17 protein-coding genes are annotated in these 16,831 nt (G+C 54.7%); 15 read left to right on the forward strand and 2 right to left on the reverse strand.

Annotation, left to right across the window (positions count from 1 at the left end):
* Window positions 1-337 precede the first annotated feature (337 nt).
* The 12 genes from ASB66_RS23890 (at window position 338) to virG (ending at window position 10,685) form a co-directional block, all read left to right on the forward strand.
* Complete coding sequence (locus ASB66_RS23890; protein ID WP_060716572.1) at window positions 338-1,045, forward strand: type IV secretion system lytic transglycosylase VirB1; 708 nt, start codon at window positions 338-340, stop codon at window positions 1,043-1,045.
* 24 nt (window positions 1,046-1,069) lie between these two features.
* Window positions 1,070-1,435, forward strand: a complete 366-nt coding sequence (virB2, locus tag ASB66_RS23895) for a pilin major subunit VirB2 (RefSeq protein ID WP_060716573.1) — start codon at window positions 1,070-1,072, stop codon at window positions 1,433-1,435.
* Window positions 1,432-1,758: a type IV secretion system protein VirB3 gene (locus tag ASB66_RS23900; RefSeq protein ID WP_060716574.1), complete on the forward strand. Its 327-nt coding sequence runs from the start codon at window positions 1,432-1,434 to the stop codon at window positions 1,756-1,758. The genes virB2 and ASB66_RS23900 overlap by 4 nt, the downstream gene beginning before the upstream one ends.
* Entirely contained in the window at window positions 1,758-4,127 is a 2,370-nt protein-coding gene (gene virB4, locus ASB66_RS23905; protein ID WP_060716575.1) for a type IV secretion/conjugal transfer ATPase VirB4, read from the forward strand. The genes ASB66_RS23900 and virB4 overlap by 1 nt, the downstream gene beginning before the upstream one ends.
* Before the next feature lie 16 nt (window positions 4,128-4,143).
* Window positions 4,144-4,812 (forward strand): pilin minor subunit VirB5, encoded by a 669-nt coding sequence (gene virB5 / locus ASB66_RS23910; RefSeq protein ID WP_060716607.1) that lies wholly within the window; start codon window positions 4,144-4,146, stop codon window positions 4,810-4,812.
* A 74-nt stretch (window positions 4,813-4,886) separates the two neighbouring features.
* A complete protein-coding gene (locus ASB66_RS23915; protein WP_060716576.1) occupies window positions 4,887-5,774 on the forward strand; it encodes a type IV secretion system protein in 888 nt (295 codons plus the stop codon).
* A gap of 27 nt (window positions 5,775-5,801) precedes the next feature.
* Window positions 5,802-5,969 carry a type IV secretion system lipoprotein VirB7 gene (locus ASB66_RS23920; protein ID WP_081088913.1) on the forward strand — a complete coding sequence of 56 codons (168 nt, stop codon included), beginning with the start codon at window positions 5,802-5,804 and terminating at the stop codon, window positions 5,967-5,969.
* The gene (locus tag ASB66_RS23925; RefSeq protein ID WP_060716577.1) at window positions 5,956-6,669 is read left to right on the forward strand and encodes a type IV secretion system protein VirB8; all 714 of its coding nucleotides are present in this window, start codon (window positions 5,956-5,958) and stop codon (window positions 6,667-6,669) included. The genes ASB66_RS23920 and ASB66_RS23925 overlap by 14 nt, the downstream gene beginning before the upstream one ends.
* Window positions 6,666-7,547 carry a P-type conjugative transfer protein VirB9 gene (gene virB9 / locus ASB66_RS23930; protein ID WP_060716578.1) on the forward strand — a complete coding sequence of 294 codons (882 nt, stop codon included), beginning with the start codon at window positions 6,666-6,668 and terminating at the stop codon, window positions 7,545-7,547. The genes ASB66_RS23925 and virB9 overlap by 4 nt, the downstream gene beginning before the upstream one ends.
* The gene (gene virB10, locus ASB66_RS23935; RefSeq protein ID WP_060716579.1) at window positions 7,544-8,668 is read left to right on the forward strand and encodes a type IV secretion system protein VirB10; all 1,125 of its coding nucleotides are present in this window, start codon (window positions 7,544-7,546) and stop codon (window positions 8,666-8,668) included. Before virB9 ends, virB10 begins: the two co-directional genes overlap by 4 nt.
* Before the next feature lie 33 nt (window positions 8,669-8,701).
* The gene (gene virB11, locus ASB66_RS23940; RefSeq protein ID WP_060716580.1) at window positions 8,702-9,736 is read left to right on the forward strand and encodes a P-type DNA transfer ATPase VirB11; all 1,035 of its coding nucleotides are present in this window, start codon (window positions 8,702-8,704) and stop codon (window positions 9,734-9,736) included.
* A 208-nt stretch (window positions 9,737-9,944) separates the two neighbouring features.
* Complete coding sequence (virG, locus tag ASB66_RS23945) at window positions 9,945-10,685, forward strand: two-component system response regulator VirG (protein WP_409049998.1); 741 nt, start codon at window positions 9,945-9,947, stop codon at window positions 10,683-10,685.
* Window positions 10,686-10,817: 132 nt separating this feature from the next.
* On the opposite strand, the gene ASB66_RS23950 is transcribed toward virG, so the two are convergent.
* Both ASB66_RS23950 and ASB66_RS23955 read right to left on the reverse strand, forming a co-directional pair.
* Window positions 10,818-11,420 carry a conjugal transfer protein VirC2 gene (locus ASB66_RS23950; protein ID WP_070149663.1) on the reverse strand — a complete coding sequence of 201 codons (603 nt, stop codon included), beginning with the start codon at window positions 11,418-11,420 and terminating at the stop codon, window positions 10,818-10,820.
* Window positions 11,421-11,422: 2 nt separating this feature from the next.
* Window positions 11,423-12,118, reverse strand: a complete 696-nt coding sequence (locus tag ASB66_RS23955) for a conjugal transfer ATPase VirC1 (RefSeq protein WP_060716582.1) — start codon at window positions 12,116-12,118, stop codon at window positions 11,423-11,425.
* Window positions 12,119-12,379: 261 nt separating this feature from the next.
* On the opposite strand from ASB66_RS23955, the gene virD1 reads away from it, so the two are divergent.
* The 3 genes from virD1 (at window position 12,380) to ASB66_RS23970 (ending at window position 16,823) form a co-directional block, all read left to right on the forward strand.
* Window positions 12,380-12,829: a T-DNA border endonuclease subunit VirD1 gene (virD1, locus tag ASB66_RS23960; protein ID WP_060716583.1), complete on the forward strand. Its 450-nt coding sequence runs from the start codon at window positions 12,380-12,382 to the stop codon at window positions 12,827-12,829.
* A 27-nt stretch (window positions 12,830-12,856) separates the two neighbouring features.
* Window positions 12,857-14,119 carry a relaxase/mobilization nuclease domain-containing protein gene (locus ASB66_RS23965; RefSeq protein ID WP_081088915.1) on the forward strand — a complete coding sequence of 421 codons (1,263 nt, stop codon included), beginning with the start codon at window positions 12,857-12,859 and terminating at the stop codon, window positions 14,117-14,119.
* A 325-nt stretch (window positions 14,120-14,444) separates the two neighbouring features.
* Entirely contained in the window at window positions 14,445-16,823 is a 2,379-nt protein-coding gene (locus tag ASB66_RS23970; protein ID WP_060716585.1) for a hypothetical protein, read from the forward strand.
* Window positions 16,824-16,831: the final 8 nt, after the last annotated feature.

The following is a 16,831-nucleotide window of genomic DNA, read 5'->3' on the forward strand; positions in this document are numbered from 1 at the left end:
CCGCGAGATTTGTGACGTTTCTCGGTCAACGTCGGTTAAAACTCAAAACAAAGAGAAATGTGCTTCTCCGCAGCGGAACCAAAGAAGGCACGATTCGACAGCAATACCTGCCCCACGCAAACAATCCGCCCGACCGTCTCTTTTAGGTGAAATTGGCTCGTACTCAGCTCGGCCAACCAAACAAGCATCCATCAACGACGTCATTTGCTTCAAATGAAATCAATAACGAAAACATTAAAACCCAAGAGTAACAGATCCTTCCCATAGTCGCGATCGTTAGCGGTCACGTCATCTTGAGACTGCAGCGAAGATCAGTGCGAGACGTAGGAGATATAGAATGCTGAAGGCGGCAGGATCTTTCGGGATCATTTTTCTAATGGTCCAGCCAAGCGAGGCCGCGCCGCTCTCTCCGGCCGATTTCAGTCAGCTTGCTCGCGAATGCGCCCCTTCGGTTGCTCCATCTACGCTTGCAGCGATTGCCAAAGTCGAAAGCCGATCCGATCCACTCGTGCTTCATGACAATACTACCGATGAAACTCTTCACTGGACTGATCAGGCGGATGCCAGGCGAAGTGTGGAAGATCGTCTCGTAGCAGGGCATTCAATCGATGTCGGCCTTATGCAGGTGAACTCGAGCAATTTCGCGATGCTGGGTTTGACGTCTAGCAATGCATTTGAGCCCTGTGCGTCTCTATCAGCCGCGGCGCGACTGCTTGTACGGCACTTTACGGGCGGGAACACGGCGCAAGAAGAACAGCTCGCGCTTCGGCGAGCAATCTCGGCGTACAATACCGGCAATCTCAAGCGCGGCTTCACGAACGGATATGTGCGAAGGGTCGAGTTGGCGGCTCAGCAACTCGTGCCTCCACTGGCTCAGTCGGCGAAAAATCAAGATCATGATGAGCAGAGCCCAGAAGAACCGTGGAATGTCTGGCGTTCTTACGACAACACCCGCTCAGCAGGTGGGGCAGGCGGTTCATCTGGTTCGCCAGAGCCGCAGGAGCCGAATGAACACAGAACTCCGGAAGACGATCAAGTTTTTTGAATTGAGTAATGGAGATGTACCCTCATGGCATGCTTTGAAAAATACCGCGTGCGTTCGACGTTGCGTTGCCTCAGGGAGTTGGTTGTGCGCCTGGCGGTTACTTACCTGCCGAGCCTCAGCGGCGCGATCGGCTGGAGTTTGCTTTTCTCTGAGCCAGCCGCTGCACAAGCGGCGGGCGGAACCGATCCCGCCACCATGGTCAACAATATCTGCACCTTTATTCTTGGTCCGTTTGGTCAATCGCTCGCAGTTCTTGGCATCGTAGCCATCGGCATATCATGGATGTTCGGTCGAGCTTCTCTTGGTCTCGTAGCTGGCGTCGTCGGCGGGATCGTTATTATGTTTGGAGCCAGCTTTCTCGGCCAAACGCTCACCGGGGGCGGCGGATGAAGGACCGTCTCGAAGAAGCCACACTCTATTTAGCGGCGACGAGACCTGCATTGTTCTTTGGCGTGCCGCTTACGCTGGCTGGATTGTTCATGATGTTGGCTGGCTTTCTTATCGTTATTGTCCAGAATCCGCTCTACGAAATCGTTCTCTTGCCGCTGTGGCTTGGAGCCCGGCTCGTCGTAGAGCGCGACTACAACGCCGCAAGTGTGGTCTTTCTGTTTCTCCAGACGGCGGGGAGAAGTGTTGACAGCCATACGTGGGGCGGGGCGAGTGTCAGTCCCAACCCAATCAGAGTGCCGCCGCGAGGAAGAGGAATGGCGTGATGTTCGGAACAAATGGAGCGACCGAGCGATCTGGTGAAATCTACCTGCCTTACATTGGACACCTCAGCGACCATGTCGTCCTTTTGGAGGACGGCTCCATCTTGACCATGGCACATATCAGTGGTGTGCCCTTCGAACTGGAGGAGGTTGAAGTCCGAAATGCGCGCTGCCGTGCCTTCAACACGCTCTTTCGCAATATCGCCGACGACAACGTCTCGGTGTATGCCCATCTTGTCCGTCATAACGATGTGCAGGCACCGCCCCCAAGGCATTTTCGAAGCGGCTTCGCTTCGAACCTAAGCGAAACGTTCGAGCAACGTGTTCTCGCCGGCAAGCTTTTTCGGAACGACTACTTTCTCACACTCATGGTATATCCTCGCACTGCTCTCGGCAAAGTGGGAAGTAGGTTCACCAGGCTGTATGGGAAGAACGCTGGCGATCTTGCACATCAGATCCGGCATCTGGAGGACCTTTGGAATGTTGTCGCTGGCGCGCTTGATGCCTATGGTCTCCGCCGCCTTGGTATCCGAGAAAAAAACGAGGTGCTTTTCACGGAGATTGGTGAGGCCCTCCGGCTGATAATGACTTGTCGCTTTTCAGCGGTCCCCGTCGTTAGCGGTTCGCTTGGCGCCTCCATCTATACTGATCGAGTCATTTGCGGCAAACGTGCCTTAGAGATTCGAACGCCGAAAGATCACTACGTCGGATCAATTTTCTCATTCCGTGAATATCCCGCGAAGACGCGGCCTGGTATGCTCAACACGCTACTGTCCTCAAATTTTCCGCTGGTTTTGAGCCAGAGTTTCTCTTTTCTCACTCGCGCGCAGGCTCACGCCAAGCTCAGTCTTAAGTCAAACCAAATGACCAGCTCCGGTGACAAAGCAGTCACCCAGATTGGCGAACTCGCGCAAGCAGAGGACTCATTGGCAAGTAGCGAATTCGTGATGGGTTCGCATCATCTCAGTCTTTGCGTCTATGCCGACCATCTCCATACTCTTGCTGACCATGGGGCGAGCGCCCGAACAAGCCTGGCGGATGTAGGAGCGGTTATTGTCCAGGAGAGCATTGGAATAGAGGCTGCGTACTGGTCTCAGCTTCCAGGAAACAGCAGATGGCGTACGCGTCCTGGGGCTATCACCTCGCGCAACTTCGCAGGACTGGTCTCCTTCGAAAATTTCCCAGGCGGGAGGACTTCAGGCCATTGGGGTGGTGCCGTTGCACGCTTCCGGACGAACGGCGGGACTCCCTTCGACTATATTCCGCATGAGAACGACGTTGGCATGACGGCAATATTCGGGCCTATCGGTCGAGGAAAAACGACACTTATGACCTTTATCCTGGCGATGCTCGAGCAGAGCATAGCCAATCGCAGTGGCACGCTCGTCTTCTTCGATAAGGATCGTGGCGGTGAACTGCTGGTGCGCGCTACCGGAGGGACTTATCTCACGCTGCCTAGAGGTGTGCCAAGCGGCCTTGCACCTTTGCGCGGCCTGGAGAATACAGCATCGGCGCGCGATTTCCTCCGCGAGTGGATCGTGGCGCTGATTGAGAGCGACGGCAGGGGCGGAATTTCACCGGAAGAAAATCGCCGGTTAGAGCGCGGTATCCAACGGCAGTTATCGTTTGAGCCGAACATGCGGTCGCTTGTGGGCCTACGAGAATTCTTGTTGCACGGGCCGTCTGAAGGTGCAGGAGCCAGATTGCAGCGGTGGTGCCGGGGGAATGCGCTTGGCTGGGCGTTTGACGGCGAGTCTGATGAAGTGAAGCTAGATCCTTCGATTACGGGCTTCGATATGACTCACCTCCTTGAATATGAGGAGGTATGCGCGCCAGCCGCGGCATACCTTTTGCATCGAATAGGCGCCATGGTTGATGGCCGGCGGTTCGTTATGAGCTGCGACGAGTTTCGCGCCTACCTGCTGAACTCGAAATTCGCAGCAGTCGTCGACAAGTTCCTGCTGACTGTTCGTAAGAATAACGGAATGCTAATTCTCGCGACACAGCAACCTGAGCACGTGCTTGATTCCCCGTTGGGCGCCAGCCTCGTCGCACAGTGCATGACAAAGATCTTCTATCCATCACCCACGGCCGACCGGTCCGCCTATATAGACGGGTTGAAGTGCACAGAGCGAGAATTTCAAGCTATCCGCGAGGACATGGCAGTCGGCAGTCGCAAGTTCCTGCTTAAGCGCGAGAGCGGAAGTGTCGTTTGCGAATTTGATCTTCGCGACATGCCCGAATACGTTGCTGTGCTGTCCGGGCGGGCCAATACGGTGCGTTTGGCGGAACAGTTGCGCGAGACCTATGGAGGGGATCCCTCTGCCTGGCTCGAAAAATTCATGACGCGCTACCATGAAGCACAGGATTGATCTGGAGATCGAAGTCATGAAAACCACGAAGCTTGCAATAAACGCACTATTCATATGCCTGCTTCTGTCGGGGACCGCCAGAGCACAGTTTGTTGTCAGTGATCCTCCGACGGAGGCCGAAACGCTGACAACGGCCATCAATACCGCGGCGAACCTCGAACAGTTGATCACGATGGTGACAATGTTGACATCGTCGTTTGGCGTCACCGGCCTGTTGTCCGCGCTCGATCAGAAGAACCAATATCCTTCTCCCAATCAACTCGACAGGGAAATGTTTTCGCCCCAGATGCCCGCTTCGACAACGGCGCGTGCGATCACCTTGGATGCCGACCGGGCAGTCGTGGGTAACGACGCTGAAGGAAGTCTCCTGCGCGAACAGATTGCGGGCGCTGCAAATGCTGCCGGTGTCGCTGCTGATAATTTGGATGCAATGGACAAGCGCCTTACGGCAAATTCTGAGACAGCGACCCAGCTCTCCCGTTCACGCAACATTATGCAGGCAACTGTCACCAACGGGTTGCTTCTCAAACAGATCCACGATGCAATTATCCAAAACATTCAGGCAACCAGCCTGTTGACGATGACCACAGCACAGGCGGGCCTGCACGAAGCTGAAGAGGCGGTGGCCCAACGAAAGGAACACCAGGCAACTGCGCTCATGTTTGGCGCGGCTTCGCTTCATTGAGCCCCTTGCTCCTCGTCCAGAAGCAGAGCCGACCTTTCCTACAGAAATCTAAGGCTGAATCCAGGTAAGGGCAAATGAATTTTAGCATTCCAGCGCCTTTCACGGCGATACACACGATTTTCGATCTCGCCTTTACAGTCGGACTGGACACTTTGCTTGGGGATATTCAACGGGCAGTGAGCGCACCTCTCGTGGCTTGCGTGACACTGTGGATCATAGTCCAGGGCATCCTTGTAATGCGTGGAGAGATGGAGGCACGCAGCGGCATTACTCGGGTTATCATGGTATCGATCGTCGGTGCCCTTGTCGTTGGGCAAGCAGACTATCATGATTACATCGCCTCGGTTTTCGAGGATACGATTCCAAACTTCATTCGGCGGTTCAGTGTCAGTGGTCTTCCTTTGGAGACCATCCCCGCCCAACTCGACACGATGTTCTCGCTAACACAGGTAGCCTTCCAGAAGATTGCTTCTGAGATCGGGCCGATGAACGACCAAGATATCCTCGCCTTTCAAGGCGCACAATGGATCTTCTACGGAACGCTTTGGACGGCGTTTGGAATTTACGATGCAGTCGGAATTCTCACCAAGGTGCTGCTGGCGATCGGCCCATTGTTCCTGGTGGGCTATCTCTTCGATCGCACCAGAGATATGGCAGCGAAATGGATCGGCCAACTTGTCACCTACGGGATACTTCTTCTTCTACTGAACATAGTGGCGACTATTGTGATTCTGACGGAAGCGACCGCGCTCGCAGTAATGTTGGGAGTGGTCACTTCTGCCGGCACGACCGCCGCCAAGATAATCGGCCTTTACGAGATCGATATGTTCTTCCTGACGGGAGATGCTCTGATCGTCGCACTTCCGGCAATCGCTGGAAATATTGGAGGTAGCTACTGGAGCGGTGCGACGCAAGCTGCAGGTAGCCTAAATCGCCATTTCGCCCGGGTAGTCCGCCGTTAGCTTAAGCCCCATGAATGGAGGAATCCTATGAGATATTGTCTGCTCTTTCTGATCCTCGGCCTGGCGTCTTGTCAATCACATGACCAGTTGGCGAGCCCCAAGGGGCCCATATTCCCGCTGAACGTCGGGCGATGGCAGCCTGCTCAGCCGGACCTTCAGCCTGGAAACGCGGGAGGAGCAAATGAAGGACCCTGAACATGCCCTGCTGGTAGAGCGGGAAGCATTGGCGGACCACTATAAGCAAGTACAAGCGTTTCAATCTGCGCGTGCCAAATCAGCTCGGCGAATTTCCAGAGCCTTGGGCGCTATGGCAATTGTCGCGGTCGTGGGAAATGTGGCGCAGGCTTTCGCTATCGCCACGATGGTCCCACTGAACAAACTTGTGCCAGTCTATCTGTGGGTACGCCCTGACGGTACGATTGACAGTGAAGTGTCTATTTCGCGCTTGCCTGCAACGCAGGAGCAAGCAGTTATTAATGCATCTTTGTGGGAGTATGTCCGTCTGCGCGAAGGCTATACGGCGGATACAGCCCAATATGCCTATGATCTGGTCTCGGACTTCAGTGCTCCAACTGTGCGCCAAGATTATCAGCAATTCTTCAACTATCCCAATCCAAGCTCGCCCCAAACCATAATCGGCAAGCGCGGAAAGCTGGAAGTCGACCATATCGGCTCAAATGAGATCATGCCGGGTGTGCAGCAGATCCGTTACAAACGCGCCCTCCTCATAGACGGGCAGACTCCCATAGTAACCACCTGGACCGCAACAGTCCGCTATGAAAAACTGACGAACTTGCCAAGCCGACTGAGGCTGACCAATCCAGGCGGTTTAATTGTCACCTCCTATCAAACCTCGGAAGATACGGTTTCGAACGCGACGCGGAGCCAGCAATGACCAAGCTTCTGTTTTTGGCACTGGCCTGTGTGCTTTTTGTTACGAGCGGGGCGAAGGCGGAAGACACGCCAGCGGTCGGCACCCAAGATCCACGAATGCGCTATCTCGCCTACAACCCTGATCAGGTTGTGCACCTTTCAACCGCTGTTGGGGCCACCGTGGTCGTAACATTCGGTGCCAACGAGACCGTGACAGCCGTCGCCGTTTCCAACAGCAAGGACCTCGCGGCTCTGCCCCGCGGCAATTATCTGTTCTTCAAGGCAAGCAAGGTCCTCCAGCCACAGCCCGTCATAGTGCTGACTGCAAGCGACGCAGGAATGCGGCGCTATGTTTTCAGCCTCACGACAAAGACGATGTCTCGTCTCGATAAAGAGACGCCCGATCTCTACTACAGCGTGCAATTCACTTATCCCGCCGATGCTGCCGCTGCTCGCCGAAAAGAGACAGAACAGAGAGAGCTGGCGGGCAGGCTAAGAGCGCAAACACAATACCAGCATCGAGCACAGGACTTGTTGGATCAGCCGACAGCAACCGGCGTCCCGGGTGCAAAAAATTGGAACTATGTTGCCCAAGGAAACCGTTCGCTGGGGCCGCTCGAGGTCTTCGACAACGGATCTACCACGACATTCCGCTTTCCCGGAAACGTGCGTGTACCTTCGATCTACGTCGTCAATCCAGATGGGAAGGAAGCCACTGCCAACTACTCAGTTAAAGGAGACTACGTGGAGGTCGCCTCGGTCGCCCGGGAGTGGCGTCTGCGGGACGGTCATACCGTGCTGTGCATCTGGAATAAAGCATATGACGCCATCGGACGAAAGACTGGGACTGGTACGGTCAGACCCGATGTAATGCGCGTGCTGAAGGGGGCGAGGCGATGAATGAAGTCAACTCTCAACCTGGAGCAGCTATAGATGCATCGGCATCTCTGGTCTCCGATCCTCATCGCCGACGTCTTTCGGGATCGCAGAAGCTTGTTGTTGCCGGTCTGGTTCTCGTACTGTCGTTGGGTCTGATTTGGCTTGGTGCGCGTCCAAAGAAAAAGACCGAGCCCTCTCCCCCAGACACAATGATCGACGCCAACACCAAGCCTTTTCGGCCGGCGCCGATTGACATCCCCTCAAACCCTACGGCTTCCCAGCCAACCACTGAGGCAACCTCTCCGCCCGATCAACATCAGCGAGAACACAACGAAGTGCGGCCGGAAGAAACACCAATCTTTGCCTATAGCGGAAGTGATCAGAGTGACAAACCTACGCGGAACGCCGATATTCACAGCGACGGGGAGGATAATAGGAAATCCAGCTCATTACCGGAGTCTGAGGCGTCTGCTGAAAACGATCTTTCAATCCGCATGAACCCCACCGTGTTGGAACCCAGCCGTGCTGCGCTTTTGCCGCACCCCGATTTCACAGTTACGCAAGGGACGATCATTCCCTGCATACTGCAAACAGCCATTGATACAAACCTGGCAGGCTATGTAAAATGTGTGCTGCCCGGGGACATACGCGGAGCAACCGGCAATGTTGTGCTCCTGGATCGCGGCACGACCGTGGTGGGCGAAATCCAGCATGGGCTGCAACAGGGAGATGCCCGTGTTTTTGTTCTCTGGAATCGCGCCGAGACGCCGGCTCACGCCGTCGTTTCTCTTTTTTCTCCGGGTGCTGACGAACTTGGCCGATCCGGACTGCCAGGCACGGTCGACAACCACTTCTGGAAGCGTTTCGGTGGGGCTATGCTCCTGAGCGTCGTCCAGGGCGCCGTGCAAGCGGCAAGTCATTACGCTGGCAGTTCGGATGGCGGGACCAGCTTCAACAGTTTTCAAAATAACGGTGAACAAGCGGCCGACACAGCCCTGAGGGCGACCATAAACATTCCCCCAACCTTGAAGAAGAATCAGGGTGATACCGTCTCCATCTTCGTAGCACGGGACCTGGATTTCTCAGACATCTACCAGCTTCACATAACTGGTGGATTGGCGAAGAGTTGGCATCGGCGTTAATTCTCAGATAGCCAAAGCATCGGAGATGCACACATGGCAGTAAATCCGCAATTGCGCTTCCTTCTCAATCCCGTCTTGAAATGGCTCGATGATCCGAAGACTGAAGAAGTGGCGATAAATCGGCCTGGGGAAGCATTTGTACGCCAGGCAGGGGTTTTCACTAAGTTCTCTTTACCCCTCTCTTATGATGATCTCGAAGATATCGCCATTTTAGCGGGCGCATCGCGCAAACAAGATGTCGGCCCGCGCAATCCTCTTTGCGCCGCTGAACTCCCCGGCGGCGAACGAATACAAATTTGTTTGCCGCCAACGGTCCCATCGGACACGGTGAGCTTGACGATTCGACGGCCAAGCATTCGCGTTTCGGGACTGGGCGAAGTCTCGTCTCGTTACGATGCTCGCCAGTGGAACAAGTGGCGGATGCGGAAAACGTGCCAAGATCGACAAGACGAAGATATTCTTCGACACTACGACAGCGGCGATCTGGAATCATTCTTGCGTGCATGCGTCGTCGGTAAGTTGACAATGTTGCTTTGCGGTCCCACTGGAAGTGGCAAGACAACAATGAGCAAGACCTTGATCAGTGCTATTCCGCCGCAAGAAAGGCTGATCACCATTGAAGATACGCTCGAACTCGTCATTCCCCATGAGAATCATGTCAGGCTGCTCTACTCCAAGAATGGGGTCGGACTGGGTGCTGTGACTGCGGAACAACTGCTCCAGGCAAGTCTTCGGATGCGGCCTGATCGAATACTGCTGGGTGAGATGCGTGACGATGCCGCGTGGGCCTACCTGAGTGAAGTCGTCTCAGGACATCCCGGGTCGATTTCAACCATACATGGGGCAAATCCCGTCCAAGGCTTCAAAAAGCTGTTTTCGCTGGTGAAGAGCAGCGCCCAGGGGGCCAGCTTGGAAGATCGCACGCTAATCGACATGCTCGCAACGGCAATTGATGTCATCGTCCCGTTCCGCGCCTACTGCGATGTCTACGAAGTTGGCGAAATATGGCTCGCGGCCGATGCCCGCCGGCGCGGCGAAACGATAGGAGATCTTCTAAACCAGCACTAGATATCCATGCCAAAATCCTGGCTCCGCCTTTTGCAGCGTCAAGTCGGAGCAACCTTTGTCATCAAACTGAAACAAGCCGTTAGCATTGTCATGCGCGGTTTAGCCGAAAATTTGCCGAAGTATCCGTATAGCGAGAGAAAATTGACGAGCGGTACGATGCGTACAGCCTTTGCTTGTCTAGATACTGTGAGTTCCACAGAATCGGGAATTGAAAGGTAAACTGTTGAAACACGTTCTTGTCATCGATGACGATGCCGCCATGCGCCATCTTATCACTGAGTGTCTTACGGTCCACGCGTTGAAGGTCACTGCCGTATCAGACAGTCAACAATTCAACCGCGTAATGTCGTCTGAGACGGTCGACGTGGTCGTCGTCGATCTCAATTTAGGGCGTGAAGACGGACTTGAGATCGTCCGCAGTCTGGCCACAAAATCCGATGTTCCGATTATAATCATCAGCGGCGATCGCCTTGAGGAGGCAGACAAAGTTGTTGCGCTCGAACTGGGGGCAACCGATTTTATCGCAAAACCTTTTGGAACACGCGAGTTCCTGGCGCGCCTCCGTGTTGCGTTGCGCGTGCGACCCAATGTGGTGCGAACCAAAGACCGGCGCTTGTTTTGTTTCGCTGACTGGACACTTAGTCTCAGGCAACGCCGTTTGATGTCCACACAGGGTAGCGAGGTGAAACTTACCGCAGGGGAGTTCAATCTTCTCGTCGCTTTCCTTGAAAAGCCAGGTGATGTCCTGTCCCGTGAGCAGCTTCTCATCGCGTGTCGCGTGCGTGAGGAGGAAGTATATGACAGGAGCATTGATGTTCTCATATTGAGGCTGCGCCGGAAACTTGAGCGGGATTCGACAAACCCAAAGTTGATCAAAACAGCGCGGGGTGCCGGCTATTTTTTTGACGCGGATGTGAATATCTCTTACGGCGGGGTAATCGCCGCCTGACGGACCCGAATTTTCGCGTTATCGTAGTGTGTCACAATTCGCTTGGTTGATCCGACTGCCAGGGACAAACTTTCCTGGCCACACCTGCAAACGATCCGCCTTCGGGCGGCCTGTCGCGTCATTCTTAAGAGGTCAACGGCGGGTCTTTTCGCCAGCAAAGAAGGATGCCAGCGCCGCAGTGGCGAGCTTCTGTCCGAAGGCCCGCGCGGTCTCTAGTCCCACGGGATCAAAATGACTGCGAGCGACTTGGAGCAGCGACACCGGGAACATACGGGAGGTCTGAACAAGGATGGACTTTTCAGGGGTGATATCACGGACCGGATAGCTTTTCGGCGCGGCACGAAACGATCCATCGGCCAGCATTATCTCGAAATCGCTGAGCGCTCGGCGCAAGATCATTTGCAGCGATTTGCAAGGGCTGTATTGACGGATAAGGTTGTCATAAACCGCCGATACATCTGGCGCAGGCGGACGGGCCGAAAGAAACACTTGTACCTTCTCGGAACCTGCAGGCGCGCTAAGGGCATCGACCGTAGGCGTTGGATGCTGATCGGGATGATCATGTCTGGTTGCGGCTGGCCGACTTTGACGCGGCGCCAGATCGATATCGGTGGAAAACTGCGAAACGGCCAAGTTGGGGGCTGCTATCGGCAGGAGAGGCCGTACTGTCTCGGTTCGAGCAACAGCAAGCTGCCTAGCCTTCTCTACCGACAAAACGGGTTTGCGAATTCCCATTTTCAGGTCTCCAAGGCATCGCCGATCAAGTGTGAAAGGACGACGAGTTCATCCATTGCGATCCTGAGGTTCCGCTCGATGAGGCGCATCGTTGGATCGGTTTTCGTATTCAGCAGCGTTAGATGCAACATGCCCCGTTCTTTCATCGCCGCGAATGCATCTCTCTCGTGCATGGGCGACTGAACGACGGGGAGGTTCTCTAGCATGTCTGACATTGCCCGTTGCGAGGCGGTGAGGCGGCCGACCGGCATGCGCTGGCGTAACACGGCCGTTGGAATCGTCAGGTTCTCGCTCAACAAGAGCTCGATCACATAGCGATAAGTTGAAAGTGCTTCATCAACATCAAGCGGCGTTAACATAGTCGGGATCAAAAGCATGTCTGAGCTAGCGATAATCGTATTGTTGAGTTCGCTCGAACCACCATGTGTATCCGCTAGCGCATAGTCGAAACCCTGGCGCTCGGCCTCCTCATATCCCGCTTCGAGAAGCGACATTTCCTCTGCGCTATAAACTTCACAGAGAGGATCCCAAGTGTTGCTTCGTATAGCATTTTCCTTCCATCGCCTGAGTGGTCGGTTCTCGTCCGCGTCCAATAGAGCCACTCGTCGACCGCTGTTTGCAAAGGCGGCACAGAGACCCATAAGCGCAGTCGTTTTGCCAGCGCCTCCCTTGAATGAGCAAAATGTAAGTAGTTTCATGTGATTCCTGCCGTATCGCGGGTGATGACAAATTGTATTTCTGTTGGTTCATGTATTCGCACGAATAGCATGAAAGGTATGCTGGTTCACGCGATTTTATATTTCAGATTCGTTTCATATAAATTGCAGATGTAACGATAGACTATGCAGTATTCCTCTTTTATTCTTGATTGCGATCGTTTTGAGCACTAGTTATTGACTTTGCCAACGCGGTGGTTCCGCGAAAAAACTAGATCTTTCCATCCTTCAGTGGAGGAAGCTATGTCGCAAAACAGCACGCCCACCTCGAATGGCGTCGCCACCGCCTCGTATGAAAGTGTGAAGATTGAGAGCTTCAAAGTCGTGAGCGCGCGTTTGCGATTGGCCGAGTACGAGAGTTTTTCCAGCCAGGCACGGTTGCTCGGGCTCTCCGACAGTATGGCCATACGAGTCGCGGTACGCCGCATTGGCGGCTTCCTCGAAATTGAAGCCGAGACCCGTCAGAAAATGGAGGCAATACTTCATTCAATAGGAACGCTTTCAAACAATATCTCGGCGCTGCTTTCCGCCTATGCCGAACGTCCGGAAATGGATTTGGAGGCTCTGCGAGATGAACGCATCGCTTTCGGTATGGCTTTCGCTGATCTCGATGGCTTGCTCCGTTCCATCTTATCCGTATCACGACGACGGATAGATGGGTGCTCAATGCTTAAAGATGCTCCGCAGCATTGATGTTGCGCCTGCTTAGGAGGGTGCGGGATGGCCGATCCAGCTCAGGTTGTCATTCGAATTGTGCCTAGGGGCGGAACTAAAACCATTCAGCAGGTTATTAATCAGTGGGAATATCTCTCCAGGAAGGGCAAGTTGGAGCTCCGGCTCTCAGCCCGGCACCTCGATATTCCGCTACCGCCTGATCAAATTACCAGGTTTGCTCGGAGCTGGGTTCTGGAGACCGGAAATTATGACGAGAGCCTGCCGGACGAGCAAAGGCAACAGGACTTAACCACGCACATTATCGTAAGCTTCCCCCCAGGTACGGATCCTACGTCGGCTCATGCAGCAAGCCGCGAATGGGCGGCCGACATGTTTGGGTCAGGCAATGGTGGCGGCCGCTACAACTATCTTACAAGCTTTCATACAGATCGCGATCATCCGCATCTGCATGTCGTGGTCAACCGACGGGAGCTTTTTGGGCGGGAATGGCTGAAAATATCCCGACGCCACCCCCACCTCAATTACGACGCATTGCGTGTCAGGATGGCAGAGATATCGCTTCGCCACGGCATTGTTCTTGACGCAACCTCGCGAGCAGAACGTGGCATTACCGAGCGGCCAATCACGTATGCAGAATATCGCCGTATCGAGCGCGAACAGGCCGAACAAGATCGTTTCGAGGATTTTGATGTCGAATCGTGGTCGCCGGGAGGAACTCACCGGGAACTGAAACGATCTTTCGATTCTTCGCACGGTGAGCCACTCCCAAATATGCCAGAAGGCTCGGCACGAAACGGGCGTCTGCAGTCGGCGTCTGGCTACGATGCTCAACCGCGCAGCTCTGAAGCCGATGGGCGCGATCACAATTTGAAGAACGGCTCTCCCAGTGTCGCCGGAGACACCGGGCGGAACCTTGAGGGGCGTTCTGGTCCTCGCCGCCTGGCAATAGAACCCGTCACGCGCACAACAAGCAAACGTGACGATCGGCAACGGCTTCATCCAAAACGGTCTCGCCGTGACGAGGAAGAGCAGAGCGGCGCAAAGCGCATTAGGGTGAACAATCTTGAGGCGGGGAGGGCCCACACCGGCGTAGGGGAGGACCGGGACGATCCGGATACATCGCCGATAGAGCCTGTTGAATCAACTCCTCTGCGGGCCCCTGGACAGACCAACAGCGCAGCAGACCTGTTGCCGCCTCCAGCCGATCGGCCGCGGCAGGGAGAACCAAATTCTAAGCGTCCACGCGATGATGACGCCGAACCGAGCGTTCGCAAGCGTGCAAGAGATGGGCGCAGCCAGGATGGATGAGACATCGAAGGTGGAAAGGAACTAAATTATGGCAGACGAAGAGTTCCGTCGAGACTTCAGCAGCTCCGCTCCCGTGACTTCGAATAGCCCAGGAGCCAGAACTGTACCAGTCCCGCTCACACCACGATCGACCGCTGTCCGACAAGACGGCACGGACCCCATGACAACAACTGGTTTCTCACGATCACCAATTTCTGGCGGCCTACCCGACCTTCCGGGTACTTCAACCGCAAATCAGGGGCCAGCAGCCCATGTCCGGAATACCCATGCCGGAATCCCACTGAGATCAACCGAGGCTCCCGCGGGCGGACCTGCAGATTTACCGATGAGCGAACGGTATCTTCGTGCGACAAGGCAATACTTGCGTGAGACTGAACAGGAATACGCCGCCGAAGGCCGCCGCGAAGCGACTCCATCGTCACGTTTTCGCAAAGGAGGAACAAAGCGATCACGCGAAGATGAGCAGTCTGGTGACGATAGTGAATCCGTTGCGAAGCAGCGCGCCCCCTCAGAAAACGAGATCAATATGATTGCAAGACCTCTGACTGTGGAGGAAGGCGCGACTACGGCGCCCAGGTCGCAAGGGTCGCACGCGTCTGTGATGGGGCTGGATGATCTCGAGGAGATTGAAGAGAGTTATTCGGAACCTCAACATGAAATTTCGACGCTTCCTGTTGACACAACCACGTTGGTTTCAAGTCTGGACACCGTCATTGCAGGAGAGGGGCAACCTGAAGAAACATTCGACGCTGCGCCATACGCGATCGAAGACGACAGGGATAATGAGGGGGCGGCTAACAGCGTTCCGTCGACTCCACAACTTTCCTCATGGCCGGGGTTAGATGACCTTCATGAGTTTGACGATAGTGCTTCGCCTTATGGACACAGTACTCAGAGTTTTCCTGCTAACATAGCCGCTGGGGATTCAAGCACTGACGCAGGGTCCCCCAGCATTGCAAGCACCCAAATCCTCGAAGACGTTAACACTGACGATTCCGACGAGCGGAACGAGCTCGATGGCCAAACAGTTTCAGGATCGATCCATGAAAGTTCGGTTCAAGCTGTGAGGCCGCGGCAAGAGCGCTTCGATGACTTCCCCGATTTGACCGACGAGGAACTGGCTAGAATCGACGCACTATCTGAAACTCGCACCACTTCGAAGGGGAATTCTGCATCCGATATTCATGCGGTCATGCCGGATAATGTTCTCTCGCGAGTGGATTTTGCTGTGGGTGCCGACGAGCTGCGTGCAATCCCTGCGGTCCATCGGGAGGGTTCTCGGCTCGAGTTGAACCCACCAGAAGGAAAGTTCGATGACTTCCCCGATTTGACCGATGAGGAACTGGCGAGAATCGACGCACTATCTGAACCTCGCACCACTTCGAAACGGGATGTTGCACCCAATATTCATCCGGTCATGCCGGATAATGTTCTCTCGCGAGTGGATTTTGCTGCGGGTGCCGACGAGCTGCGTGCAAGCCCTGCGGTCCATCGGGAGGGTTCTCGGCTTGAATTTAGCCCACCAGAAGCAAAATCCGATGACTTCCCCGATTTGACCGACGAGGAACTGGCTAGAATCGACGCACTATCTGAAACGCATTCCAAGAGACCTCGCTCCGCGCGGGATGTTACAGGCGATTTCCATGGGGTCAGCTTGAATGAGGCTTTCGAGAAAGTGGGTTCGCCCACTATTGCCCCGGAAACGAGCATCGAACGCGCGCCTGGATCATCACAAGCGATCCGCAAGGACCTTCCTGGCTTGAGCACCGTAGAGCCCTCGCATATCAGCGAAGCATCGCGTGTTAACATAGCTTTTGAAAAGGGGAAACAAAAGGTCGCGTTAGGAGATGAGGTTCGGCCAGACCTCAGCACGTCCCAAGCTTACCAGCCGCGGCACCCGTCAACCCATACGATTTTTGATGCTGAACATATTGGTGATAACCTGCTGATCGGGAACGAGCCAGTTCCCCCGTGGCCCCATCCGTGGGAGCATGTCGTGCTCTTTGAGACATGCCGACAAATATTTGAAAGAAAAGGGAAGTGGCCCATTGCGGAGGACTTGGACAACAGTGTGATCCTGGTCAAAAAAGTGGATGGCGCACAAACATCTTATATGCCCCGAAATCAGCTTCTTTTGCATCTCGGTCCCCAAAAGTATCTCGAACGAATGAAGGCGCTCGGTCTTTCCGAGAACACTTTCAGCAGGCTGAAGACCGATAGGCAATATCACTATAATACACCTGCTGGACCACGAGTCAGCGATCATGACTATGAGTTCCCGCTACAGGCAGGTGTGCACAATCCGGAGGTGATGGTTCAGCATCGTGGTGGAACCTTCTTTGCGTTTTGGCCAAAGCTCCTCAGGCTGGAAAAACTTGCCACTGTGACGAACACGTATGGCACGGAGAATGTTTGGCTCAAATCACCAGACAACGCTTACATGACGCCGGCGACGTATAATTCCAGAGCGGCGGATGGCGCCGAAGACCTTTTTGCCAAGTTCATACATCCCGCTCATGTCTTCGACCACGCCGATAACCCTGAAACTTCAAGCGTAAAAAATGTCCGCGACATCATGCCCGGCGCAAATCGCGCGCAACCTACCGATCGCACCGGGGCGCAATCCGTGGGTCGCAGCGGACACAGCCGCGACGCGCCGCTTGATACGAGGGAATCCCGTATGCGTGAAGACTATGGGCGGTAGTTTCAGCT

The sequence above is a fragment of the Gillisella vitis genome, assembly GCF_001541345.2.
Lineage (GTDB): Bacteria > Pseudomonadota > Alphaproteobacteria > Rhizobiales > Rhizobiaceae > Allorhizobium > Allorhizobium vitis.

Coding starts and splice junctions, on each gene's coding strand:
- ASB66_RS23890 (WP_060716572.1), top strand. CDS start 338: ATGCTGAAGGCGGCAGGATCTTTCGGGATCATTTTTCTAATGGTCCAG.
- virB2 (WP_060716573.1), top strand. CDS start 1,070: ATGGCATGCTTTGAAAAATACCGCGTGCGTTCGACGTTGCGTTGCCTC.
- ASB66_RS23900 (WP_060716574.1), top strand. CDS start 1,432: ATGAAGGACCGTCTCGAAGAAGCCACACTCTATTTAGCGGCGACGAGA.
- virB4 (WP_060716575.1), top strand. CDS start 1,758: ATGTTCGGAACAAATGGAGCGACCGAGCGATCTGGTGAAATCTACCTG.
- virB5 (WP_060716607.1), top strand. CDS start 4,144: ATGAAAACCACGAAGCTTGCAATAAACGCACTATTCATATGCCTGCTT.
- ASB66_RS23915 (WP_060716576.1), top strand. CDS start 4,887: ATGAATTTTAGCATTCCAGCGCCTTTCACGGCGATACACACGATTTTC.
- ASB66_RS23920 (WP_081088913.1), top strand. CDS start 5,802: ATGAGATATTGTCTGCTCTTTCTGATCCTCGGCCTGGCGTCTTGTCAA.
- ASB66_RS23925 (WP_060716577.1), top strand. CDS start 5,956: ATGAAGGACCCTGAACATGCCCTGCTGGTAGAGCGGGAAGCATTGGCG.
- virB9 (WP_060716578.1), top strand. CDS start 6,666: ATGACCAAGCTTCTGTTTTTGGCACTGGCCTGTGTGCTTTTTGTTACG.
- virB10 (WP_060716579.1), top strand. CDS start 7,544: ATGAATGAAGTCAACTCTCAACCTGGAGCAGCTATAGATGCATCGGCA.
- virB11 (WP_060716580.1), top strand. CDS start 8,702: ATGGCAGTAAATCCGCAATTGCGCTTCCTTCTCAATCCCGTCTTGAAA.
- ASB66_RS23950 (WP_070149663.1), bottom strand. CDS start 11,420: ATGGGAATTCGCAAACCCGTTTTGTCGGTAGAGAAGGCTAGGCAGCTT.
- ASB66_RS23955 (WP_060716582.1), bottom strand. CDS start 12,118: ATGAAACTACTTACATTTTGCTCATTCAAGGGAGGCGCTGGCAAAACG.
- virD1 (WP_060716583.1), top strand. CDS start 12,380: ATGTCGCAAAACAGCACGCCCACCTCGAATGGCGTCGCCACCGCCTCG.
- ASB66_RS23965 (WP_081088915.1), top strand. CDS start 12,857: ATGGCCGATCCAGCTCAGGTTGTCATTCGAATTGTGCCTAGGGGCGGA.
- ASB66_RS23970 (WP_060716585.1), top strand. CDS start 14,445: ATGAGCGAACGGTATCTTCGTGCGACAAGGCAATACTTGCGTGAGACT.